The 22,195-nt window shown below is 64.7% G+C and carries 20 protein-coding genes; 14 read left to right on the forward strand and 6 right to left on the reverse strand.

What is annotated here, in order from left to right:
* The first annotated feature begins 4 nt into the window (after window positions 1–4).
* The 13 genes from nuoF to ACTUWL_RS32735 are packed head-to-tail and all read left to right on the forward strand — an operon-like array spanning window position 5 to window position 14,258.
* Complete coding sequence (gene nuoF / locus ACTUWL_RS32675) at window positions 5–1,330, forward strand: NADH-quinone oxidoreductase subunit NuoF (protein ID WP_021079173.1); 1,326 nt, start codon at window positions 5–7, stop codon at window positions 1,328–1,330.
* A 9-nt stretch (window positions 1,331–1,339) separates the two neighbouring features.
* Window positions 1,340–3,415 carry an NADH-quinone oxidoreductase subunit NuoG gene (nuoG, locus tag ACTUWL_RS32680; protein ID WP_021079174.1) on the forward strand — a complete coding sequence of 692 codons (2,076 nt, stop codon included), beginning with the start codon at window positions 1,340–1,342 and terminating at the stop codon, window positions 3,413–3,415.
* Window positions 3,416–3,425: 10 nt separating this feature from the next.
* Window positions 3,426–4,496 (forward strand): NADH-quinone oxidoreductase subunit NuoH, encoded by a 1,071-nt coding sequence (nuoH, locus tag ACTUWL_RS32685; RefSeq protein WP_021079175.1) that lies wholly within the window; start codon window positions 3,426–3,428, stop codon window positions 4,494–4,496.
* Window positions 4,497–4,503: 7 nt separating this feature from the next.
* Window positions 4,504–4,998: an NADH-quinone oxidoreductase subunit NuoI gene (gene nuoI / locus ACTUWL_RS32690; RefSeq protein ID WP_018271854.1), complete on the forward strand. Its 495-nt coding sequence runs from the start codon at window positions 4,504–4,506 to the stop codon at window positions 4,996–4,998.
* 9 nt (window positions 4,999–5,007) lie between these two features.
* Window positions 5,008–5,646 carry an NADH-quinone oxidoreductase subunit J gene (locus ACTUWL_RS32695; protein ID WP_021079176.1) on the forward strand — a complete coding sequence of 213 codons (639 nt, stop codon included), beginning with the start codon at window positions 5,008–5,010 and terminating at the stop codon, window positions 5,644–5,646.
* A complete protein-coding gene (gene nuoK, locus ACTUWL_RS32700) occupies window positions 5,643–5,951 on the forward strand; it encodes an NADH-quinone oxidoreductase subunit NuoK (RefSeq protein WP_016841823.1) in 309 nt (102 codons plus the stop codon). The genes ACTUWL_RS32695 and nuoK overlap by 4 nt, the downstream gene beginning before the upstream one ends.
* An 8-nt stretch (window positions 5,952–5,959) precedes the next feature.
* Window positions 5,960–8,032, forward strand: a complete 2,073-nt coding sequence (gene nuoL, locus ACTUWL_RS32705) for an NADH-quinone oxidoreductase subunit L (protein WP_021079177.1) — start codon at window positions 5,960–5,962, stop codon at window positions 8,030–8,032.
* Window positions 8,033–9,547 carry an NADH-quinone oxidoreductase subunit M gene (locus ACTUWL_RS32710; RefSeq protein ID WP_021079178.1) on the forward strand — a complete coding sequence of 505 codons (1,515 nt, stop codon included), beginning with the start codon at window positions 8,033–8,035 and terminating at the stop codon, window positions 9,545–9,547. It abuts the gene before it with no gap.
* A 10-nt stretch (window positions 9,548–9,557) separates the two neighbouring features.
* Complete coding sequence (gene nuoN / locus ACTUWL_RS32715) at window positions 9,558–10,994, forward strand: NADH-quinone oxidoreductase subunit NuoN (protein WP_021079179.1); 1,437 nt, start codon at window positions 9,558–9,560, stop codon at window positions 10,992–10,994.
* 60 nt (window positions 10,995–11,054) lie between these two features.
* Window positions 11,055–11,861: a biotin--[acetyl-CoA-carboxylase] ligase gene (locus ACTUWL_RS32720; RefSeq protein ID WP_035651629.1), complete on the forward strand. Its 807-nt coding sequence runs from the start codon at window positions 11,055–11,057 to the stop codon at window positions 11,859–11,861.
* The gene (locus tag ACTUWL_RS32725) at window positions 11,861–13,531 is read left to right on the forward strand and encodes a ribonuclease J (protein ID WP_021079181.1); all 1,671 of its coding nucleotides are present in this window, start codon (window positions 11,861–11,863) and stop codon (window positions 13,529–13,531) included. Before ACTUWL_RS32720 ends, ACTUWL_RS32725 begins: the two co-directional genes overlap by 1 nt.
* Before the next feature lie 41 nt (window positions 13,532–13,572).
* Window positions 13,573–13,977, forward strand: coding sequence for a methylmalonyl-CoA epimerase (mce, locus tag ACTUWL_RS32730; protein ID WP_016841811.1), 405 nt, complete (start codon window positions 13,573–13,575; stop codon window positions 13,975–13,977).
* Between the two features lie 5 nt (window positions 13,978–13,982).
* Window positions 13,983–14,258, forward strand: coding sequence for a DUF1467 family protein (locus ACTUWL_RS32735; RefSeq protein ID WP_021079182.1), 276 nt, complete (start codon window positions 13,983–13,985; stop codon window positions 14,256–14,258).
* 503 nt (window positions 14,259–14,761) lie between these two features.
* Here ACTUWL_RS32735 and ACTUWL_RS32740 read toward each other — a convergent pair.
* Window positions 14,762–15,001, reverse strand: a complete 240-nt coding sequence (locus tag ACTUWL_RS32740; RefSeq protein WP_035651631.1) for a PilZ domain-containing protein — start codon at window positions 14,999–15,001, stop codon at window positions 14,762–14,764.
* 671 nt (window positions 15,002–15,672) lie between these two features.
* Between ACTUWL_RS32740 and mtnK the strand changes: the two genes are divergently transcribed.
* Window positions 15,673–16,980, forward strand: coding sequence for an S-methyl-5-thioribose kinase (gene mtnK / locus ACTUWL_RS32745; protein WP_021079184.1), 1,308 nt, complete (start codon window positions 15,673–15,675; stop codon window positions 16,978–16,980).
* A gap of 46 nt (window positions 16,981–17,026) precedes the next feature.
* Here the strand turns inward: mtnK and ACTUWL_RS32750 are convergent, their stop codons facing one another.
* The 5 genes from ACTUWL_RS32750 to ACTUWL_RS32770 all read right to left on the reverse strand — a co-directional run bounded on the left by ACTUWL_RS32750 (window position 17,027) and on the right by ACTUWL_RS32770 (window position 21,789).
* Complete coding sequence (locus tag ACTUWL_RS32750; protein ID WP_291738923.1) at window positions 17,027–17,416, reverse strand: hypothetical protein; 390 nt, start codon at window positions 17,414–17,416, stop codon at window positions 17,027–17,029.
* A 264-nt stretch (window positions 17,417–17,680) separates the two neighbouring features.
* A complete protein-coding gene (locus ACTUWL_RS32755) occupies window positions 17,681–18,715 on the reverse strand; it encodes an ABC transporter permease (RefSeq protein WP_021079185.1) in 1,035 nt (344 codons plus the stop codon).
* A 12-nt stretch (window positions 18,716–18,727) separates the two neighbouring features.
* On the reverse strand, window positions 18,728–20,230 hold the full coding sequence (locus tag ACTUWL_RS32760) for a sugar ABC transporter ATP-binding protein (protein WP_021079186.1): 1,503 nt from the start codon (window positions 20,228–20,230) through the stop codon (window positions 18,728–18,730).
* 9 nt (window positions 20,231–20,239) lie between these two features.
* On the reverse strand, window positions 20,240–21,277 hold the full coding sequence (locus ACTUWL_RS32765) for a sugar ABC transporter substrate-binding protein (RefSeq protein WP_021079187.1): 1,038 nt from the start codon (window positions 21,275–21,277) through the stop codon (window positions 20,240–20,242).
* An 86-nt stretch (window positions 21,278–21,363) separates the two neighbouring features.
* Window positions 21,364–21,789, reverse strand: coding sequence for a globin (locus ACTUWL_RS32770; RefSeq protein ID WP_035651557.1), 426 nt, complete (start codon window positions 21,787–21,789; stop codon window positions 21,364–21,366).
* Window positions 21,790–22,195: the final 406 nt, after the last annotated feature.

Raw genomic sequence — 22,195 nt, forward strand, 5'->3', positions numbered from 1 at the left:
GAGCATGCTCGACGACAAGGACCGCATCTTCAAGAACCTCTACGGCCTCCATGATTGGGGTCTCGAGGGCGCGCGCCGCCGAGGCGCCTGGGATGGCACCAAGGGGATCATCGACAAGGGCCGCGACTGGATCATCAACGAGATGAAGGCCTCGGGCCTGCGTGGCCGCGGCGGTGCGGGCTTCCCGACCGGCATGAAGTGGTCCTTCATGCCGAAGGAATCCAAGGACGGCCGTCCGAGCTATCTCGTCGTCAATGCGGACGAGTCCGAGCCCGGCACCTGCAAGGACCGCGAGATCATGCGGCACGATCCGCATCTCCTGGTCGAGGGCTGCCTGCTCGCGAGCTTCGCGATGGGCGCGCATGCCTGCTACGTCTACATCCGCGGCGAGTTCATCCGTGAACGCGAGCGCCTGCAGGCGGCGATCGACCAGGCCTATGAGGCCAAGCTGGTCGGCAAGGACAACATCAACGGCTGGCCGTTCGACATCTACGTCGCCCACGGCGCCGGCGCTTATATCTGCGGCGAGGAGACCGCGCTGCTCGAGAGCCTCGAGGGCAAGAAGGGCCAGCCGCGGCTGAAGCCGCCGTTCCCGGCCAATGTCGGTCTCTACGGCTGCCCGACCACCGTCAACAACGTCGAGTCGATCGCGGTCGCGCCCGATATCCTGCGCCGCGGCGCCGCCTGGTTCGCCGGCATCGGCCGGCCGAACAATGTCGGCACCAAGCTGTTCTGCATTTCCGGTCACGTCGAGCGGCCCTGCAACGTCGAAGAGGCGATGGGGATTCCGTTCCGCGAGCTGATCGAGAAGCATTGCGGCGGGATCCGCGGCGGCTGGGATAATCTGAAGGCCGTGATCCCCGGCGGCTCGTCGGTGCGCATGGTGCCGGCCGAGCAGATCATCGACACGCCGATGGATTTCGACAGCTTGAGCAAGCTGCGTTCGGGCCTCGGCACCGCGGCCGTGATCGTGATGGACAAGTCGACCGACCTGATCCGGGCGATCGCGCGCATCTCCTATTTCTACAAGCACGAGAGCTGCGGCCAGTGCACGCCGTGCCGCGAAGGCACCGGCTGGATGTGGCGCGTCTTGACCCGCATGGCCGACGGCCGCGCCCACAAGCGCGAGATCGACATGTTGCTCGAGGTCACCAAGCAGGTCGAAGGCCACACGATCTGCGCGCTCGGCGACGCTGCGGCGTGGCCGATCCAGGGTTTGATTGCGCATTTCCGTCACGAGATCGAAGAGCGCATCGACCAGTATTCGCACAAGGCCGATCTCGACGATCAGGGCGTTCGTGATCCCGTCCACATGGTCGCGGCGGAGTAGAGAAGAGACATGAGCAAGATCATCGTCGATGGCAAAGAGATCGATGTGCCGCCGGAGTACACGCTGTTGCAGGCGTGCGAGGCGGCGGGCGCCGAGATTCCGCGCTTCTGCTATCACGAGCGGCTGTCGATCGCCGGCAACTGCCGGATGTGCCTGGTCGAGGTGAAAGGCGGCCCGAAGCCGGTCGCGAGCTGCGCCTGGGCCGTGCGCGACTGCCGTCCAGGCCCGAAGGGCGAGCCGCCGGAGATATCGACTCGCTCGCCGATGGTGAAGAAGGCGCGCGAAGGCGTGATGGAGTTCCTGCTGATCAACCATCCGCTGGACTGCCCGATCTGCGACCAGGGCGGCGAGTGCGATCTGCAGGACCAGGCGATGGGCTACGGCGTCGACACCAGCCGCTTCGCCGAGAACAAGCGCGCCGTCGAGGACAAGTATCTCGGCGCGCTGGTCAAGACCTCGATGAACCGCTGTATCCAGTGCACGCGCTGCGTTCGCTTCTCTGCCGAAGTCTGCGGCGCCCCGGAAATGGGTGCGACCGGGCGCGGCGAGGACATGGAGATCACCACCTATCTGGAGCATGCGCTGAGCTCGGAGCTGCAGGGTAACCTGGTCGACATCTGCCCGGTCGGTGCGCTGACCTCGAAGCCCTATGCATTCGCAGCGCGGCCCTGGGAGCTCGGCAAGACGCAGTCGGTCGACGTCATGGACGGCGTCGGCTCGGCGATCCGGGTCGATACCCGCGGCCGCGAGGTGATGCGCATCCTGCCCCGCATCAACGAGGCCGTGAACGAGGAGTGGATCTCCGACAAGACCCGCCACGTCGTCGACGGTCTGCGCACGCAGCGCCTCGATCGGCCCTATGTGCGTGAGAACGGCCAGCTCAGGCCTGCGAGCTGGCAGGAAGCCTTTGCCGCCATCGCCGCCAAGGCCGGCCGCACGGACGGCAAGCGGATCGGCGCGATCGCCGGCGATCTCGCCGCGGTCGATGAAATGTATGCACTGAAGGAGCTGCTGGCGAAGTTCGGCTCGGTCAATCTGGCCGTGCAGGGCGGCGACGCGTTCGACGCCAAGGCCGGCCGCGGCTCCTATATCTTCAACCCGACCATTGCCGGCATCGACCAGGCCGACGCGATCCTGATCATCGGCTCGCATCCGCGCAAGGAAGCCGCGGTGCTGAACGCGCGGATCCGCAAGCGCTGGCGCACCGGTGGGCTCAAGGTCGGCCTGATCGGCGCGAAGTCCGATTTCACCTACGACCACGATTATCTCGGCGCGGGCACCGACACGCTCGCCGATCTCGCGGCCGGCAAGCATTCGTTTGCCGACGTGCTCAAGAACGCACAGCATCCGATCATCCTGGTCGGCGCCGGCGCCTACACCAGGCATGACGGCGCCGCGGTGCTGGCCCAGGCCGCCAAGCTCGCCGTCGACGTCGGCGCGCTGAAGGACGGCTGGAACGGCTTCGCCGTGTTGCAGGACACCGCCTCGCGTACCGGCGCGCTCGATATCGGCTTCTCGCCTTCGGCGGGCGGGCTGACTACTGTGCAGATGACGACTTTCGGCACGCTCGACGTGTTGTTCCTGCTCGGCGCCGACGAGATCAAGGTGCCGGACGGCACCTTCGTCGTCTATATCGGCACCCATGGCGACCAGGGCGCGCACCGCGCCGACGTCATCCTGCCGGGCGCGGCCTATACCGAGAAGTCCGGCATCTACGTCAACACCGAGGGCCGGGCGCAGATCGCCAACCGCGCCGCGTTCCCGCCGGGTGAGGCCCGCGAGGACTGGGCGATCATCCGCGCGCTGTCCGACGTGCTCGGCAAGAAGCTGCCGTTCGACTCGCTGCAGGCGCTGCGCCAGGCGATGTTCAAGACCTCGCCGCATCTGATGCGGCTCGACCAGATCGAGGCCGGCAAGGCCGACGACGTCAAGGCGCTGGCCGATAAGGGCGGCAGCGTCGACAAGGCGGCGTTCAAGCCGACTGTCGAGGACTTCTATCTGACCAACCCGATTGCGCGGGCCTCTGCCGTGATGGCGGAATGCTCGCGGCTGGCGTCGGGCCGAATGCTGACGGCAGCGGAGTGAGCGTGACCTGATGGCTGAATTCTTCGCAAGCGCGTTCTGGACCGGCTTCCTCTGGCCGCTGATCATCATGGTCGCGGAGAGCCTGTTGCTGCTCGTCGTGCTGCTGATCGCGATCGCCTACATCCTGCTCGCCGACCGCAAGATCTGGGCGGCGGTGCAGATCCGCCGCGGCCCCAACGTGGTCGGCCCTTTCGGACTGCTGCAATCCTTCGCCGACCTGCTGAAATTCGTGCTGAAGGAGCCGGTGATCCCGTCCGGCTCCAACAAGGGCGTGTTCCTGCTGGCGCCGCTGGTGTCGTGCATCCTGGCGCTGGCCGCCTGGGCCGTGATCCCGTTCGATCTCGGCTGGGTGATCTCCGACATCAATGTCGGCATTCTCTACATCTTCGCGATCTCGTCGCTGTCGATCTACGGCATCATCATGGCCGGCTGGTCGTCGAACTCGAAGTATCCGTTCCTGGCCGCGCTGCGCTCGGCGGCGCAGATGGTGTCCTACGAGGTCTCGATCGGCTTCGTCATCATCACCGTGCTGCTCTGCGTCGGTTCGCTGAATCTCTCGGCGGTGGTCGAAGCGCAGAATACCCGCGGTCTTGCGCACCTGATCGGCCTGCCGCAGCTCACCATCCTGAACTGGTATGTGTGGCCGCTGTTCCCGATGTTCGTGGTGTTCTACGTCTCGGCGCTGGCGGAAACCAACCGTCCGCCGTTCGACCTGGTCGAAGCCGAATCCGAGTTGGTCGCCGGCTTCATGACCGAATACGGCTCGACGCCGTATCTGCTGTTCATGCTCGGCGAGTACGTCGCGATCACCACGATGTGCGCGCTGGCGTCGATCCTGTTCCTGGGCGGCTGGCTGCCGCCGGTCAATCTGCCGCCGTTCACCTGGATTCCGGGCATCGTCTGGTTCGCTCTCAAGGTGTTCTTCATGTTCTTCATGTTCGCGATGGCGAAGGCGATCGTGCCGCGCTACCGCTACGATCAACTGATGCGGCTCGGCTGGAAGGTCTTCCTGCCGCTGTCGCTGGCGATGGTGGTGATCGTGGCCGGCGTGCTGCAGTTCGCCGGCATCGCGCCGAAGTGAGGCCGTCATGAGTGTCAATGTCAACGCAACTGCCCGCTCGCTTTTGCTCTCGGAATTCGTCTCGGCGTTCTTCCTGGCGATGCGCTATTTCTTTCAGCCGAAGCCGACGCTGAACTATCCGTTCGAGAAGGGGCCGATCTCGCCGCGCTTCCGCGGCGAGCACGCGCTGCGCCGCTATCCGAACGGCGAAGAGCGCTGCATCGCCTGCAAGCTGTGCGAGGCGATCTGCCCGGCGCAGGCGATCACGATCGAGGCCGGCCCGCGCCGCAACGACGGCACCCGCCGCACGGTGCGTTACGACATCGACATGGTGAAGTGCATCTATTGCGGCCTGTGCCAGGAGGCCTGCCCGGTCGACGCCATCGTCGAGGGACCGAATTTCGAATTCGCGACCGAGACCCGCGAGGAACTGTACTATGACAAGGCCAAGCTGCTCGCCAATGGCGACCGCTGGGAGCGCGAGATTGCGAAGTCGATCGCGCTCGACGCGCCGTACCGGTGAGGTGAGGGCATGATCCTTCCGGCGCTGTTCTTCTATCTGTTTGCCGCGGTCTGCGTGGCCTCGGCGGTCATGGTGATTGTCTCGCGCAATCCCGTGCACTCCGTGCTGTTCCTGATCCTGGCCTTCGTCAACGCGGCCGGGCTGTTCATCCTGATGGGCGCCGAGTTCCTCGGGATGATGCTGATCGTCGTCTATGTCGGCGCGGTGGCGGTGCTGTTCCTGTTCGTGATCATGATGCTCGACGTCGATTTCGTCGAGCTGCGCGAGGGCTTCATCCAGTATCTGCCTATTGGCATCGTGATCGGCGGCATCTTCCTGTTCGAGCTGCTGCTGGTGGTCGGCGCCTGGGTGATCAACCCGCAGGTGACGAAGACGATCACCGCCGCGATTCCGACCAATGTGAGCAACACCGAGGCGCTCGGTCTCGTGCTCTACACGAAGTACATCCATTACTTCCAGCTCGCCGGCATGGTGCTGCTGGTCGCGATGATCGGCGCCATCGTGCTGACGCTGCGCCACAAGGCCAACGTCAAGCGGCAGAACATCAACGTGCAGAACGCGCGCACGCCGGAGATGGCGATGGCGATGCGCAAGGTGGCGTCGGGGCAGGGCCTGCAGGATGCCGATGCGGCGGAGTGGGTGAAATGACGATCGGGCTGGGGCACTATCTCGCGGTCGCCGCGATCCTGTTCACGCTCGGGATCCTCGGCATCTTCCTCAACCGCAAGAACATCATCGTGATCCTGATGTCGATCGAGCTGATCCTGCTCTCAGTCAACATCAACCTGGTGGCGTTCTCGACCTTCCTCGGCGACATCGTCGGCCAGGTGTTCGCGCTGCTGGTGCTGACCGTGGCGGCGGCCGAGGCCGCGATCGGCCTCGCCGTGCTGGTGGTGTATTTCCGCAACCGCGGTTCGATCGCGGTTGAAGACGTCAATCTGATGAAGGGCTAGTCCGGCAAATGATCCAGGCAATCGTCTTCCTGCCTCTGCTGGGCGCGATCCTCGCAGGCATCATCGCCCTGACCGGCGCGCATGCGCGCTGCCCGAGCGGCGACACCATCGACCATCACGACGATGCGCATGGCGACGCCCATGCTGCCGATGCTCATGCCTCGGCGGCCCATGACGATCACGGCCATGACGACCACCACGTCTCCGAGCCGCCGGCGGCGGGCTCCCGGCTGGCCGAACTGATCACCACCGGCCTGTTGTTCGTCTCGGCCGCGCTGTCCTGGTTCACGCTGGTCGATGTCGGCTTCATGCACCATGACGCACGCGTCGTGCTGCTGCCCTGGATCACTTCGGGTGACCTGCAGGTGGCCTGGACGCTGCGGGTCGACACGCTGACCGCCGTGATGCTGGTCGTGGTCAACACGGTGTCGGCACTCGTCCACCTCTATTCCATCGGCTACATGGACGAGGATCCGAACCGGCCGCGCTTCTTCGGCTATCTCTCGCTGTTCACCTTCGCGATGCTGATGCTGGTGACCTCGGACAACCTCGTGCAGCTGTTCTTCGGCTGGGAGGGCGTCGGTCTCGCGAGCTACCTGCTGATCGGTTTCTGGTATCAGAAGCCGTCGGCGAATGCGGCGGCGATCAAGGCCTTCGTGGTCAACCGCGTCGGCGACTTCGGCTTCGCGCTCGGCATCTTCGCGATCTTCGCGCTGGTCGGCTCGACCGATTTCGAGACCATCTTCCACGCAGCTCCCGGCCTCACCGGCAAGACCATCAACTTCTTTGGCCATCAGGTCGATGCGCTGACCCTGACTTGCCTGTTCCTGTTCATGGGCGCGATGGGTAAGTCAGCCCAGTTCCTGCTGCACACCTGGTTGCCGGACGCCATGGAAGGCCCGACTCCGGTGTCGGCGCTGATCCACGCCGCGACCATGGTCACCGCCGGCGTCTTCATGGTGGCGCGGCTGTCGCCGCTGTTCGAACTGTCGCCGACCGCGCAGGCGGTGGTGATGTTCTTCGGCGCGACCACGGCGTTCTTCGCCGCCACGATCGGCCTCGTGCAGAACGACATCAAGCGCATCGTCGCGTATTCGACCTGTTCGCAGCTCGGCTACATGTTCGTGGCGATGGGAGCAGGGGCCTATTCGGTTGGCATGTTCCATTTGTTCACGCACGCCTTCTTCAAGGCGCTGCTGTTCTTAGGGTCAGGCTCGGTGATCTACGCGATGCACCACGAGCAGGACATCCGCAACATGGGCGGCCTGTGGCGCAAGATCCCGTACACTTTCGCGGTGATGTGCATAGGTACCCTGGCGCTGACCGGCTTTCCGCTGTTCGCTGGCTACTTCTCCAAGGACGCGATCATCGAAGCGGCGTATGCCGCGCACAACCCGTTCGCGACCTACGCCTATCTGCTGACGATCGTGGCTGCCGGCCTGACCTCGTTCTACTCCTGGCGCCTGATCTTCAAGACCTTCTTCGGCGAGCCTCACGACCAGAAGCATTACGAGGCCGCGCATGAGAGCCCGCTCTGGATGCTGGTGCCGATCGGCGTGCTCGCCGCCGGCTCGATCCTGGCCGGCCTGCCGTTCAAGGAAGTGTTCGCCAGTCCGCACGGCGTCGAGGAGTTTTTCCGCGAATCCCTGAAGATGAACCCGCACATCCTCGAGGACATGGAGCATATGCCGAGCTGGCTCGCGCCGCTGCCCACCGTCATGATGGCGCTCGGCCTGTTCGTCTCGTATCTGTTCTACATCCGCAGGCCGTATCTGCCGGTCGAACTCGCGAACCAGCAGCCGATGCTGTACCAGTTCCTGCTCAACAAATGGTACTTCGACGAGCTGTACGACTGGATCTTCGTGCGTCCGGCGAAGTGGCTCGGCTACACGCTGTGGAAGAAGGGCGACGGCTACATCATCGACGGCTTCGGTCCCGATGGTGTCTCGGCCCGCGTGCTCGATGTCACCCGCAATGTCGTGAAGTTGCAGACCGGCTACCTCTATCACTACGCGTTCGCGATGCTGATCGGGGCGGCCGGATTGATCACCTGGTTCATGTTCGGCTTGGGAGGCCAGTAAATGACAACCTGGCCTATCCTTTCCGTTACGACCTTCCTGCCGGCGGTCGGTGCGATCCTGGTCTATTTGCTGGCGCGGGGCGGCGACGAGACCGCCAACCGCACGGCGCGCTGGATCGCGCTGTGGACCACGCTGATCACCTTCGCGGTGTCGCTGATCCTGGTGGCGCGGTTCGACCCGGCCTCGACCGACTTCCAGTTCGTCGAGAAGGCGTCCTGGCTTGCGACCGGCATCACCTACCACATGGGGGTCGACGGCATCTCGCTGCCGCTGATCATCCTGACCACCGCGATCATGCCGCTCTGCATCATCGCGAGCTGGAAGTCGGTGACGCAGCGCGTCGGCGAATACATGATGGCGTTCCTGATCCTGGAAACGCTGATGGTCGGCACCTTCTCGGCGCTCGATCTCGTGCTGTTCTATCTGTTCTTCGAGGGCGGCCTGATTCCGATGTTCCTGATCATCGGCGTCTGGGGCGGCCCGCGCCGGGTCTACGCGTCGTTCAAGTTCTTCCTCTATACGTTCCTCGGCTCGGTCCTGATGCTGCTCGCCATCATGGCGCTGTACTGGAACGCCGGCACCACCGACATCCCGACCCTGATGCACACCGCGGTGCCGCGATCGTTGCAGACCTGGGCGTGGCTCGCCTTCTTCGCCTCGTTCGCGGTGAAGATGCCGATGTGGCCGGTGCACACCTGGCTGCCTGACGCGCACGTGGAGGCGCCGACGGCGGGCTCGGTGATCCTGGCCGCGATCCTCCTGAAGATGGGTGGCTACGGCTTCCTGCGCTTCTCGCTGCCGATGTTCCCGCTGGCCAGCCACGACTTCGCGCCGTTCGTGTTCACGCTGTCCGTCATCGCCATCATCTACACCTCGCTGGTTGCGATGATGCAGGAGGACATGAAGAAGCTGATCGCGTACTCCTCGGTCGCGCATATGGGCTTCGTCACCATGGGCATCTTCGCCGTGACCACCCAGGGCGTCGCCGGCGGAATGTTCCAGATGGTCTCGCACGGCATCGTCTCCGGCGCGCTGTTCCTCTGCGTCGGCGTGGTCTATGACCGCATGCACACCCGTGAGATCGCGGCCTATGGCGGCCTCGTCAACCGGATGCCGCTGTACGCGATGACCTTCATGGTCTTCACCATGGCCAATGTCGGTCTGCCCGGCACCAGCGGCTTCGTCGGCGAGTTCATGACGCTGCTCGGCACCTTCAAGATCTCGCTGCCGACGGCGTTCTTCGCCACCACGGGCGTGATCCTTTCGGCCTGCTACGCGCTCTGGCTCTACCGCAAGGTGGTGTTCGGCGCGCTGGTCAAGCCGTCCTTGATGTCGATTAAAGATCTCACCTTCCGCGAATGCGTGACACTGTTCCCGCTGATCGCGCTGACCATCCTATTCGGCGTCTATCCGAAGCCGGTGCTCGATATGTCGGCCGCCTCGGTCCAGCAGCTCGTCAACAATTACCAAACCGCCGTGACTGCCGTAAAGGCAGCCGCGCTGACCGTCCAGTAAGGCCCTCGTCATGAGCTTTTCCAGTGCAGGTTATCAGTTGCAGCCGGTGCTGCCGGAGCTGGTGCTCGCGGTCGGCGCCATGGTGCTGTTGATGATCGGAGCCTATCGCGGGCAGGGGACGACGCGCCTCGTCACCACGCTCGCGGTGCTGCTGCTGGTCGTGACCGGCGCATTGGAGCTCTGGCTGCCTGCCGGCAAGCTCGTGACCTTCGGCGGCAGCTTCATCGTCGACGACTTCGCCCGCTTCCTGAAGGTCCTCGCTTTGATCGCATCGGCGGCGACGCTAATCCTGTCGACCGAGTACCTGTCCCAGCCGTCGAGCCGTACCTTCGAGTTCTCGATCCTGGTGCTGCTCTCGACGCTCGGCATGATGGTACTGATCTCGGCCGGCGACCTGATCGCGCTCTACCTCGGCCTCGAGCTGATGAGCCTTGCGCTCTATGTCGTTGCCGCCAGCCAGCGCGACAATGCCAAGTCGAGCGAGGCCGGCCTGAAGTATTTCGTGCTCGGCGCGCTGTCGTCGGGCATGCTGCTGTACGGTGCTTCGCTGATCTACGGTTTCACCGGCACGGTCTCGTTCGCCGGCATCGCGGCCGCCGCCACCACCGGCAGCATCGGCATCGTGTTCGGCCTGGTGTTCCTGCTCGCCGGGCTCTGCTTCAAGGTCTCGGCGGTGCCGTTCCACATGTGGACGCCCGACGTCTATGAGGGAGCGCCGACGCCGGTGACGGCATTCTTCGCGTCCGCTCCGAAGGTCGCCGCGCTCGCGGTGTTCACCCGTGCGACGCTGACCGCATTCCCGGGCATCGTCAGCCAGTGGCAGCAGATCCTGGTGTTCGTGGCGATCGCCTCGATGGCGCTGGGCTCGTTCGCCGCGATCGGCCAGACCAACATCAAGCGCCTGATGGCCTATTCGTCGATCGGCCATATGGGCTTTGCGCTGGTCGGGCTTGCCTCCGGCACCGTCGAGGGCGCGCAGGGCGTGCTCATCTACATCGCGATCTATGTCGCGATGACGCTCGGCTCCTTCTCGATCATCCTGGCGATGAAGCGCAACGGCCAGCCGCTGGAGCAGATCAGCGATTTCGCCGGGCTTTCGCGCACCAACCCGCTGATCGCGTTTATCTTCGCGATGCTGCTGTTCTCGCTGGCCGGCGTCCCGCCGCTCGCCGGCTTCTTCGGCAAGTGGTATGTGTTCGTCGCTGCGATCAAGGCCAACCTGTTCACGCTGGCGGTGATCGGCGTGCTGACCAGCGTGGTGGGTGCGTTCTACTATCTGTCGATCGTCAAGGTGATGTATTTCGACCAGCCGCTCGGCAAGCTCGACCCGGTTCGCGTCGAGCTGCGCACCGTGCTGGCGGTCGCCGGCATCTTCAACATCTTCTTCTTCGCCTATCCGGGCCCGCTCGTCAGCGTGGCGACGGCGGCGGCGAAATCGCTATTTTAACGCGCATGGTTCCGGAACAGGATGCTGGCTTTCGGAACGGATCATGCGCATAAGTCCGACATGACGTTCACGCTCGGACCTCGGGCCATCGCGGCGGGCCATAAGCTTGCCACCTTCGACCAGATCGGCTCCACCAATGCCGAAGCGATGCTGCGCGCCCGCGACGGCGAGCAAGGGCCGATGTGGTTCGTGACGCCGGAGCAGACCGCGGGCCGCGGCCGCCGCCAGCGGGTCTGGGTCGCGCCGCCCGGCAATCTCGCCAGCAGCATCCTCGAGGTGACCGACGTTCAGCCGGCGGTTGCCGCCACCCTCGGCTTTGCCGCCGGCCTGTCGCTCGACGCCGCGCTCCGGAAGGTCGGTATCGAGGCGGCGCTTCGGCTCGGGCCTGATAGCCCCAAATTCACCCTGAAATGGCCGAACGACGTGCTGGCCAACGGCAACAAGCTGTCGGGCATCCTGCTCGAGGCCGAAGCCATCGGCAGCCGGCTGGCGGTCGTGGTCGGCATCGGCACCAACGTCGTCGCGGCGCCCGAGGGCACGCCGACGCCGGCGGTGTCGCTCGCGGCGCTCGGCATCCAGATCGGCGCGGAGGAGCTGTTCGCCGCGCTGTCGGACGCCTGGGTCGAGTTTCGCGGCATCTGGGACGACGGCCGCGGCTTTCCCGAGATCCGCAGGCTGTGGCTGGAGCGTGCCGCCGGGCTCGGCGAGAAGGTCGCGGTCCAGACCGGCTCGGCGACCCTCGAAGGCATCTTTGATACGATCGACGATACCGGCTGCCTGATCGTCCGCACCGCTGATGGACAGCGCATGCCCGTGACGGCCGGCGAGGTCTATTTCGGCACCGCAGCCTCGGTGAGGGCGAACTGATGGCGCGACCCGACGAACTCACCTTTGCACCGCTCGGCGGCGTCGGCGAGATCGGCATGAATTTGTCGATCTACGGCCTCGGCAACCGCCAGCAGCGCTCCTTCCTCGCGGTCGATCTCGGCGTCTCCTTCGGCGACGAGGAGCATCTGCCGGGCATCGATCTGATCATGCCGGACGTCCGCTTCCTGGAGAAGGAGCGCAACAACCTGATGGGCCTCGTGCTGACGCACGCCCATGAGGATCATTTCGGCGCGATCATCGACCTCTGGCCGAAGCTTGGCTGCAAGATCTACGCGACGCAGTTCTCTGCGGCGCTGTTCGAGGCCAAATGCGCCGCCGAGCGCAATCCGCCGAAGATCCCGATCACCGTGATCCCGTCGGGCGGCCGGGTCGATATCGGCCCGTTCAACGTCGAATTCATTCCGGTCGCGCATTCGATTCCGGAATCGCACGCGCTGGCGATCAAGACCGACGTCGGCACCGTGCTGCACACCGGCGACTGGAAGATCGATCCGACCCCGGTGATCGGCCAGCCGACCGACGAGCGGCGGCTGCGGGAGCTCGGCGACGAAGGCGTGCTGGCGCTGGTCGGCGATTCCACCAATGCCGTGCGCGACGGGCGCTCGCCCTCGGAGACCGAGGTCGCCGCTACCATCAAGAAGCTGGTCAAGGCCGCCAAGGGCCGGGTCGCGGTCACGACCTTCGCCTCCAATGTCGCCCGGGTGAGGGCGGTAGTCGACGCCGCGAACGCGGCCGACCGCGAGGTGGTCGTAGTCGGCCGCGCCATGGAGCGTGTGGTGCAGGTCGCGCGCGAATGCGGCTATCTCGACGGCTCGCACAAGTTCCGCAGCACCGACTATTACGGCCATTTCCCGGCCGACAAGGTGCTGGCGCTGTGCACCGGCAGCCAGGGCGAGCCCCGCGCCGCGCTGGCCCGGATCGCCAACAACGATCATCCGCAGGTGACCCTGAACAAGGGCGACACCGTGATCTTCTCCTCCCGCACCATTCCCGGTAACGAGAAGGCGGTCGGCAGCATCATCAACGGGCTGGTGACGCAGGGTGTCGAGATCATCACCGATCGCGAGCACCTGGTGCACGTCTCCGGCCATCCGCGCCGCGACGAGCTGCGCGACATGATCTCCTGGGTACGGCCGCAGCTCCTGATTCCGGTGCATGGTGAGGCGCTGCATCTCGCCGAGCACGCCAAGCTGGCGCGCGCCGCCGGCGTCCCCAAGGTGCTGACCTGCCGCAACGGCGACCTCGTCAAGCTGGGGCCGGGCGAGCCCGGCATCGTCGGCGAAGTGCCGGCCGGCCGGCTCTATAAGGATGGAACCATCCTGGAGGATTCCAAGTCGCGCGCCGTGGTCGAGCGGCGGCGGATGGGCTTTGCCGGCTGCGCCTTCGTCGCGATCGCGATGACCCAGCAGGGCGAAATGGCCGACGATCCCGAGGTTGATCTCGTCGGCATGCCGGAGAACAATGCCGCCGGCGAGCTGCTCGACGACATCGTGTTCGACGTGGTGGTCGCGACGATCGAGGGCCTGCCGAAGCCGCGGCGGCGTGATCCCGATGCGCTGGGGGAATCGGTGCGCCGCGCGGTCCGTTCCGCGCTGAGCGAGCAGTGGGGCAAGAAGCCGATCTGCATCGTGCACGTTTTGACGGTTTGACAAGCGGCTTCGAACCGCGCGCTTCGACAAGGGAGAAAGAGATGCTGGGACGGCTCAATCACGTCGCGATCGCGGTGAAGGACGCCAAGCAGGCCGCGAAGATCTACGGCACGGCTTTCAACGCCGAGATTTCCGATGCCGTGCCGCTGCCGGAACATGGCGTCATCACCGTGTTCGTGACGCTTCCGAACACCAAGATCGAGTTCATCGAGCCGCTCGGCGAGGCCTCGCCGATCGCCAAGTTCGTGGAGCGCAACGCCGACGGCGGCATCCACCATGTCTGCTACGATGTGCCCGACATCATCGCGGCGCGCGACCGCATGATCGCCGAGGGCGCACGGGTGCTCGGCGACGGCCAACCCAAGATCGGCGCGCACGGCAAGCCGGTGCTGTTCTTCCACCCGAAGGACTTTTCCGGCGCTCTGGTCGAGATCGAACAGGCCTAAGGGCGATGGCGTATCAGATCACCACCGGGCTTGCGGTCTACTTCGTCCTTTGGTGGCTCGTGCTGTTCCTGACGCTGCCGTTCGGCATACGCAGCCAGCACGAGGATGGGGGCGGCGCGCCCGGCACCGATCCCGGCGCGCCGGTTCTGGCGCGGATGGGCCGCAAGCTGTTGTGGACCACGCTGATCTCCGCGGTGATCTTCGCGATCGCGATGTGGGCCTATTATGCCGGTTATCTTTCGGTCGAGCGGCTGTCGAAGCTGATGGGGATGCCGTTCTAGGTTTGGTCCGGCCGGAACCACTCCGGTGAAGGGCCGGAGATCGCCTCGCTTCGACGGCGCCGGTCGCGGTCGTGTTCGACATCACGCGGATTTCGGCCCTGCCGGGGCCAACCGAGCCGGCCGTGCTCGCGAAGCGCTCCAGTTCGGGCCAGCGCTTGAGCACCCCAGCGATGCTGGAAACGCGCTTCGTCCCCGCTATCGCCTGTACGGCCGCGATCTCGGCGCTAGGCGGGGGATCGGACAACCTGAAGCGTACCGTCGGCTCGCCCAGACCGGCGGCAAGGAAGCCGGCGTGCACGCGCTCGATCATGTCGACAAGCGGGTCCTTGCGACTGGCGGCAAAGACCGAGAACACGGCGACGAACATCGATGAACCCTGCAAGCCGACTAGTAGCGTACGTGAGCAAAGTGACCTGCGGGAACACTGTCCCGGGGTATCGCTTCGCTCGCGCTTGCTACGAGCGAGGGCGCGGCTCGAAGGAATTGCGTGACGGGCCAGAGGATTACGTGAACCTGACCCCGATGCGGCGCTCCCGGCGCCAGGCGACCCGGCATGGACGGTTGGTGTGATCGCTGGGGATCACCAGGTTGAAGGTCTCTGGGATGCCGACCGGACTGGTGACTTCGAGCGCGGCTCCTGTCTCCGAGATGTTGCGGATCACACAGTCGATGGCACCACCATTGAATTCAATTGAGCCGGGCTTGAGCACGCGATGCCGGAGCGCCCCGCGGTTGTTTTGCATGACCTGAACCACGTCCGGCGTGGCCGCCACGGCTTGTCCGGCCGTCTGCTTCCGCAGTCCTTCCGCGTGGCGCGTCGCGACCGCGATCTGCTCGTCGGTCAGGGTCGGCCTGAGCCGGCCCCACGCCAGCTTGAAGCGGACCTGACCGTCCTTGAAATCGATCGCAGGACCTCTGTCGCCGCTGGCTGGTGGCCGGCCATAGACGTTGCAGCCCCACCACCATTGCCGGCTGTCCTGCTGCCGCATGATCCTGCCCACCGGGAGGCCGCGCCAGATCACCTCATAGTCGTCGTCCTGCTGGACACCATCGACCATGGTGTGACGCAGCGAAATGGTCTCGGTGTCGTCGGTCATTGTGCGACTTGCTTGCGGTCGATGCCTGTGCTGCGGATCGACAAGTTTCGACGTCCGCAGGTTACATCCAGCGTGACGGGACGCAAATCCCGTCACGCACGGACATTCCGCCGCGGGATACGACTGGATACATTGACATGAAGTTTCAGAAATGAGGGGGACCGGTTGGATTGAAATGGAACATCGCAGGCTATGCGCTGGCCGCCGGCCGCGTTTGCTGCAACTATGATCCTTCCGGGTGGAAGGCCGACACCGGCGCGATCCCGGAACGGGAGCGAGGATCAACCTTGCCCCGAGGCAATCGAAGGAGGGGCCACATGAACCTGCAGGCGCAACCCGGCAGCTCCGGGGCCGGTCAGTATCGAATCTTGCGCGAGGCCGATCTGCGGGACTATCTCGCTGGGCTGCCGGCCATTGTCGCGAAACTCGGCGGCGCGCCGGCCGGCTGGTCGGTCAGCGAGGTCGGTGACGGCAATCTCAACCTCGTCTTCATCGTCAAGGGCGGCAGCGGCGGCATCGCCGTCAAGCAAGCGCTGCCCTATGTCCGACTGGTTGGCGAGAGCTGGCCGCTGCCGCTGTCGCGGGCGCACTACGAACATCTGGCACTGGTGCATCAGGCACGGTTGGCGCCGGGCCTCGTGCCGGCGGTGCTGCATCACGACGCGCCGCTTGCGCTCACCGCGATGGAGCTGCTCGAGCCGCACATCATCATGCGTAAGGGGCTGATCGGAGCCACGCGCTATCCGCGCTTTGTCGAGGATATCTCGACCTTCCTGGCACAGACGCTGTTCTTCTCGTCCGATCTCGCATTGTCGGCGGCGGAGAAGAAAGAGGGGATCGCTGCATTTGCCGGCAACCATGCGCTCTGCAAGATTACCGAGGACCTGATCTTCACAGACCCCTATCGCATCGCCGAGCAGAACCGCTGGACCTCGCCCTATCTCGACGCGACCGCGGCCGCCTTCCGCGAGGACCTCGACCTCCATGTCGCGATCTCCCGGCTCAAGCTGAAGTTCATGGTGAGCCCGGAGGCGCTGCTGCACGGCGACCTGCATACCGGCTCGATCATGGTCACCGAAAGCGAGACGAAGGTGATCGATCCCGAGTTCGCATTCTATGGCCCGATGGGCTTCGATATCGGTGCCGTCATCGGAAACCTGCTGATGGCCTATCTGGCCTCCGCCGGCCACGAGCGCTCGGTGGGCGAGCGCGCATCGTTCGAGGCGTGGTTGCTGGAAACCATCGAGGGTGTCTGGACCGGGTTTTCGCGAAAGTTCCTCGAGCTGTGGCGCAACGAGGCGAGGGGCGACGGTTATCCGGCGTCGCTATTCGACAGCGAGGCAGGCGCTGCGCGGCTGGAGGCGGAACGGCAGGCCTACATGGCGCGGCTGTTCCAGGACACGGTCGGTTTTGCCGCGGCCAAGACCATACGCCGTATCCTCGGCCTCGCGCACAACATCGATTTCGAATGGATCGCGGACGAGAAGCAGCGCGCGATCTGCGAGGCGCGCAGCCTCAAGCTCGCGCGCAACATGATGTTGGAGGCGCCGTCCTACACGACGATCGGCGCGGTCACCTATGCCGCCCGCGAACTGCGCCACTGGCAGCCCGATTTTGCCAGATGAACGGGACGTACCGATCGTCGTGTAAGATAAGCCGCAACGGCATCGACTAGCTTTCGGCCGGACGCACGAAGCAGAGAATGCCGGCCTCAGGCGTGAAACAGACCACGGCGCGGTTCGTTGGGTTGTCGGTTCTGTCGATGATCCTGTTCGGCGGGACCCGCAGCCAGAATGGAGACGACAGCTTCCAGCGACGATCGATCAATACCTCGTAGCCATCCCGGTCCTGCCGGAACTCGACCGTTCGGCAATCCGCAATCGAGCAGCACGACGCGCCGGTGCCCGGTTGCTTCAGGCTTTCAAACCATGGGGCAAGCGCGGGATTAGGGTTGTCGGGCGGCGCTGCACCCGCGGCCTGGCTCAGGGCAAGTCCAACTGCAACGGCGATTGTCCTGCCGAACCTCCCGCTGATCTCGCGATGTGCCGCTGATGCTGACAAAGGCGTAACCCTCCGCTGCGCGCCAGAGACTAGCGCCAGTTCGGCCCGGCCTGTTCGGAAATTTTCGACGAACGAGCACGCCACATATTCGGCCGTCGTCCCGGCGAAGGCCGGGACCCATAACCACAGGCAGTCATTATTGAGCGACGCCGGAGCGACGAGTCCCCTTCACAACATCCGCCGCGGAGTATGGGTCCCGGCCTTCGCCGGGACGACGCCGTGACTAGGGCCGCGTGCGAACAATTCGTCAAGAAATCAACATACCTAATCCGCCGCTTGCTCCCGCAGCCGCTGCGCGTAGACGTTGATGATCAGCGCAGCGAGCAGGATCAGGCCGCGGATCAGGATTTTCAGGAAGCTGTCGATGTTGACGTGGTCGAGGCCGTTGTTGAGCACGCCGAGCACGAACAGGCCGACGATGGTGTTGCCGATGCCGCCGCGGCCGCCGAACAGGCTGGTGCCGCCGACCACCACGGCCGCAATCGAGTCCAGCAGATAGGTGTCGAATTCGTTCTGCTGCGCGCTGCCGAAATGCGCGACGCCGAGCATGCCGCCGATTCCCGAGCAGACCGCCGAGATCACCATCACGGCGCCGAGGATGAGCTTGACGTTGAGGCCGGCAAATTCGGCGGCCTCGCGGTTGCCGCCTACCATGTAGACGTAGCGGCCGAACCGCGTGTAGGTCAGCACCAGATGGCCGCCGAGCAGCATCACCGCAGCGACGATCACGATCCAGGGGATGCCGCCGATCGAGCCCGAGCCGAGCGTCGTGATCAGGTCCGGCACCTTGTAGGCGATCTGGCCGCGCACCAGAAGCGCCGAGACGCCGGCCGCGATCTGCATCATGGCGAGCGTCATGATGAAGGAGGGGATGCCGATCACGGTCAGCCCGAGCGCGTTGACAAGGCCGAGCAGCGCGCACAGCGCCAGCGCCAGCAGGATCGCGACGATGCCCGGCATCGGAACGTTGGCGATGTTGACGTAGGATTCCTGCAGCGTGAAGTACGCCACCGCGATGCCGGTGACGTTGGCGATGCTGGCGATCGACAGGTCGATCTCGGCGCACAGGATCACGAAGGTGAGGCCGACCGCGATGATGCCGGTGACCGACACCTGCGTCAGGATATTGCCGACATTGTCGATGGTCGCAAACGACGGGCTCGCGATCGCGAAGAAGGCGCTGAGGAAGATCAAGGTCAGGAACGGCGCGATGTTGCGCATCTGCGAGCGCAGGAACGGCGCCAGTCCGCGCGGCCGCTGGTGATCCGCTCGTGCCGTCGCGCCCTCAGTGCTCGTCATCATTCCACTCCATCATGCTGCCTCGAGCAGCCGATCCTTACTGACGGCTTCGCCGGCGAATTCGCGCACCACCGCGCCGCGCTTCAGCACCAGAATGCGGTCCGCGAGCGACAGCACCGTCTCCGGCTCGCTCGACAGCACGATGATCGCCAGTCCCTTGGCACGGAGATCGCGCACGATGTTGATCACGTCGTTCTTGGCGCCGACATCCATGCCGCGGGTCGGCTCGCACAGCACCAGCAGGCGCGGCGGGTAGGTGAGCCACTTCGCCAGCGCCACCTTTTGCTGGTTGCCGCCGGAGAGCATGCCGAGATCGAGGCCGACCACCGGCGGCCTGATCTGCAATTGCTCGACCTGGCGCTGGGCGATGGCGCGCTCGCGCACTGGCTTGAGCAGCAGCGCCGAGATCCGCTCGAGGATGCTGATCGAGATGTTCTTGTAGACCGGCTCCTGGTGGAACAGCATGGCGCGCCGGCTCTCCGGCACCAATGCCACGCCGGCCCGCCGGGCGGCCGCGGTGCTGCGGAAGGTTTTCGCGGCGCCGTCGACCGCAAGCGTACCGCCGTCCGGCTTGAGCTTGCCGAACAGGATGCGCGACAGCTCCAATTGTCCGCAGCCCATGAAGCCGTAGATGCCGAGCACCTCGCCGGCGCGGGCCTCGAACGAGACGTCCTGCAGGGTGCGGCCGAGCGAAAGCTGGTCCACCCTGAGGACGGCCGCTCCGGCGCTCGCTTGCGGGAGCATGAGGTCATCGGTGTAGCTGTGCTCCAGCGCCTCGCCGCCGCGGCCGATCATGGCCTCGATCAGCGCGCCCTTGGTGGTGTCGGCGGATGCGGTCTCGGCGATCTTGCGCCCGTTGCGGAACACGGTCACGACGTCCGAGACCCGCAGGATGTCCTCGATGAAATGCGAGATGAAGACGATGCTGGTGCCTTCGTCGCGGAGCTTGTGCAGCGTCGCGAACAGACGCTCGACCTCGGGCGGGGAAAGGGCGGAGGTCGGCTCGTCGAGGATGATGATGCGGGCGCCGGAGAACAGCACGCGGGCGATCTCGATCAATTGCTGCAGGCCGATCGGCAGGTCGCCGAGCCGCGTCATCGGATCGACATCGATGCCAAACCGGGACAGCTGCTCGCCGGCCTCGCGCGCCATCCGCCGCCACTGCACTAGGCCGAGGCGGTTGGTCGGCTGGTTGCCGAGGAAGACGTTCTCGGCGACGGTGAGATCAGGTGCGACGCTGAGCTCCTGGTGCACCATGCCGATGCCGGCGGCATGCGCGTCGCGGGTGGAGCGGAAACGGGTCTCCTTGCCGTCCAGCATGAAGCGGCCGGAGAATTCCGGATGCACGCCGGCGATGATCTTCATCAGCGTGCTTTTTCCGGCGCCGTTCTCGCCGACGAGACCGTGGATCTCGCCGGCGTGCAGCGCGAAGTCGACCCCACGAAGGGCTTCGACGCCGCCGAAGGCCTTCGTGATCTGGTTCAACTCGAGGATCGCCGAGCGTCCCTGCGACATGCGGCCCGCTCAGATCAGGAAGTGATCCTCCATCCATTGCATGCCGGCGGCATTGGCCTTGGTCACGACGGGACCGTCGGTCACGACGTTCTTCGGAATGCCCTGGCCGCTCTTCTCGCCGCCGACCACGGCAGCAACGCCGGCCACGATCGCGCCGCCATGGATGCGGCAGGACGGGTTGCGGACGGTGGCGAACATCCGGCCTTCGCTGACCGCCTGGATCGCCGGCGGCATGGCATCGACGCCGCCGATCAGGATGTTGGTGCGGTTGCGCGCCTTCATGATGTTGTAGGCCGCGAGCGCCATGTCGTCGTTATGGAAGAATGCCGCGTCGATCTGCGGATACTTCGTCAGATAGGTTTCCCAGAGCCGGGCGGTCTTGGAGACGTCCCAGTCGGCGGGCTGGGTATCCAGCACCTCGATGTTCGGGAACTGCTTCACGACCGAGTTGAAGCCCTTGGCACGGCCCTGCGCGCCGGTGTGGCCGAGCGCGCCCTGGGTCATGATGACCTTGCCCTTGCCGCCGATCGCGTTGCACAGCGCCTGCGTCACCGAGGCGCCCATGAACTCGTTGTCGGGGGCGAGGAACGAATGGACGTTGATCTGATCGAGCGGCGCAATCAGCGTGTCCATGTCGATCACCGGGGTGCCGGCATCGATCATCTTCTGCACCGGCTGGGTCAGCGTGCCGATGCCGAACGCCTGGATCGCGACGAAGTCCCATTTCTGCGAGGCCATGTTGTCGATGGCGGCGCGTTGCTTGACGGCGTCGAGCTGGCCGTCGAACCAGGTGACCTCGACATTGAACAGCTTGCCCCAGAACTCGGCGGCCTGCTTGCCCTGTGCGCACCACGTCGCCTGCAGGCCGGCATTGGAGAATGCAGCCTTCAGCGGCTTTTCCGAGCGTCCTGTTTCAGCTGCGAGCGCGGACGTCGTCACGCCCATTCCGCCGAACAGGCCGGCCGCAGCTCCACCTGCCGCCGCCATTTGCAGAAGGTCGCGCCGCGTCGTCGACGCCTTGTCCATCCCCTTGTCGGTGCCTGGCATTGATTGCTCCCTCATGTTTTTTGACCGTCAGCGTCAGTTGCACGCGCCGCGGATAAAGGGAGTGTGTCACAATCGGAACGGTGACGCTACGCCCTCGCGTCGACGGGATGTTGCTGCTGCTGCACGATCGCCGCGATGTCGCGGAGCAACTTGTGCCACGCAGCATCGATGTCCCCCGACCATTGCTCGCCAAGAATGTCGCGAAGGCAGTCCGCGATCACCGCGAAGAACGCGACGAACAGTTCGCGCGGCGTGCCGTAAGCGTCATGTGAGAACACCTCGGATTCGATCAGGCGAAAACGCCCGCTGCGTTCGCCCGCGAAATCGAGGATGGCTTCGATCGTCAGCTGCAGCATCGAGCCTTTCACCGGCTCGCTGCCTTCGGTGCGAAACATCGCCTGTGCTTCGGGATGGTCGCGAAACAAGCGCCGATAGACCAACGGCGTCAGATCATCGCAAGCCGCTGCTGCGAGTTCAAAGCTGCGTTCGATTGGATTGGATGATGAGGTCATAGCGGTTTGCGATCATCACACAAAAAAAGAGCAGGGCGCCAAGCCCTGCTCCAAAAATTGTGTCGACCCTATTTGCCCCAAAAATTCGATTTGATCTTGATTGATGGGGTGACGCTGCTTGTGCGCGTCGGGCTCCTCCCGAGACTTGGACCACCAGGACACACCTCGCGGCTGACCTGCGCGGGAATTGGTAGACCATCTTTCCAGCCTTGTCATCATTTTCGGCAACGATTGTTCAAATTTCGAGCAATTTGCGAAATGATTGGGATGGTGCCACTGCCGGTTGTGACATTGGTGTGAAAACACGTGGTAGGGTAAGGAGATACGACCGCTTGTGAGGCAGCCGCGACACCAACGTCACGTTCGGCAAATTCCGCGAGCTGGAAGAAGCCGGGCGTGTCCACGA

The organism is Bradyrhizobium sp. WCU1, from assembly GCF_053474805.1.

Bases quoted from the DNA above. Each gene is read 5' to 3' on its own strand.
- nuoF (WP_021079173.1), top strand. From the start codon at position 5: ATGCTCGACGACAAGGACCGCATCTTCAAGAACCTCTACGGCCTCCAT.
- nuoG (WP_021079174.1), top strand. From the start codon at position 1,340: ATGAGCAAGATCATCGTCGATGGCAAAGAGATCGATGTGCCGCCGGAG.
- nuoH (WP_021079175.1), top strand. From the start codon at position 3,426: ATGGCTGAATTCTTCGCAAGCGCGTTCTGGACCGGCTTCCTCTGGCCG.
- nuoI (WP_018271854.1), top strand. From the start codon at position 4,504: ATGAGTGTCAATGTCAACGCAACTGCCCGCTCGCTTTTGCTCTCGGAA.
- ACTUWL_RS32695 (WP_021079176.1), top strand. From the start codon at position 5,008: ATGATCCTTCCGGCGCTGTTCTTCTATCTGTTTGCCGCGGTCTGCGTG.
- nuoK (WP_016841823.1), top strand. From the start codon at position 5,643: ATGACGATCGGGCTGGGGCACTATCTCGCGGTCGCCGCGATCCTGTTC.
- nuoL (WP_021079177.1), top strand. From the start codon at position 5,960: ATGATCCAGGCAATCGTCTTCCTGCCTCTGCTGGGCGCGATCCTCGCA.
- ACTUWL_RS32710 (WP_021079178.1), top strand. From the start codon at position 8,033: ATGACAACCTGGCCTATCCTTTCCGTTACGACCTTCCTGCCGGCGGTC.
- nuoN (WP_021079179.1), top strand. From the start codon at position 9,558: ATGAGCTTTTCCAGTGCAGGTTATCAGTTGCAGCCGGTGCTGCCGGAG.
- ACTUWL_RS32720 (WP_035651629.1), top strand. From the start codon at position 11,055: ATGACGTTCACGCTCGGACCTCGGGCCATCGCGGCGGGCCATAAGCTT.
- ACTUWL_RS32725 (WP_021079181.1), top strand. From the start codon at position 11,861: ATGGCGCGACCCGACGAACTCACCTTTGCACCGCTCGGCGGCGTCGGC.
- mce (WP_016841811.1), top strand. From the start codon at position 13,573: ATGCTGGGACGGCTCAATCACGTCGCGATCGCGGTGAAGGACGCCAAG.
- ACTUWL_RS32735 (WP_021079182.1), top strand. From the start codon at position 13,983: ATGGCGTATCAGATCACCACCGGGCTTGCGGTCTACTTCGTCCTTTGG.
- ACTUWL_RS32740 (WP_035651631.1), bottom strand. From the start codon at position 15,001: ATGCAAAACAACCGCGGGGCGCTCCGGCATCGCGTGCTCAAGCCCGGC.
- mtnK (WP_021079184.1), top strand. From the start codon at position 15,673: ATGAACCTGCAGGCGCAACCCGGCAGCTCCGGGGCCGGTCAGTATCGA.
- ACTUWL_RS32755 (WP_021079185.1), bottom strand. From the start codon at position 18,715: ATGACGAGCACTGAGGGCGCGACGGCACGAGCGGATCACCAGCGGCCG.
- ACTUWL_RS32760 (WP_021079186.1), bottom strand. From the start codon at position 20,230: ATGTCGCAGGGACGCTCGGCGATCCTCGAGTTGAACCAGATCACGAAG.
- ACTUWL_RS32765 (WP_021079187.1), bottom strand. From the start codon at position 21,277: ATGCCAGGCACCGACAAGGGGATGGACAAGGCGTCGACGACGCGGCGC.
- ACTUWL_RS32770 (WP_035651557.1), bottom strand. From the start codon at position 21,789: ATGACCTCATCATCCAATCCAATCGAACGCAGCTTTGAACTCGCAGCA.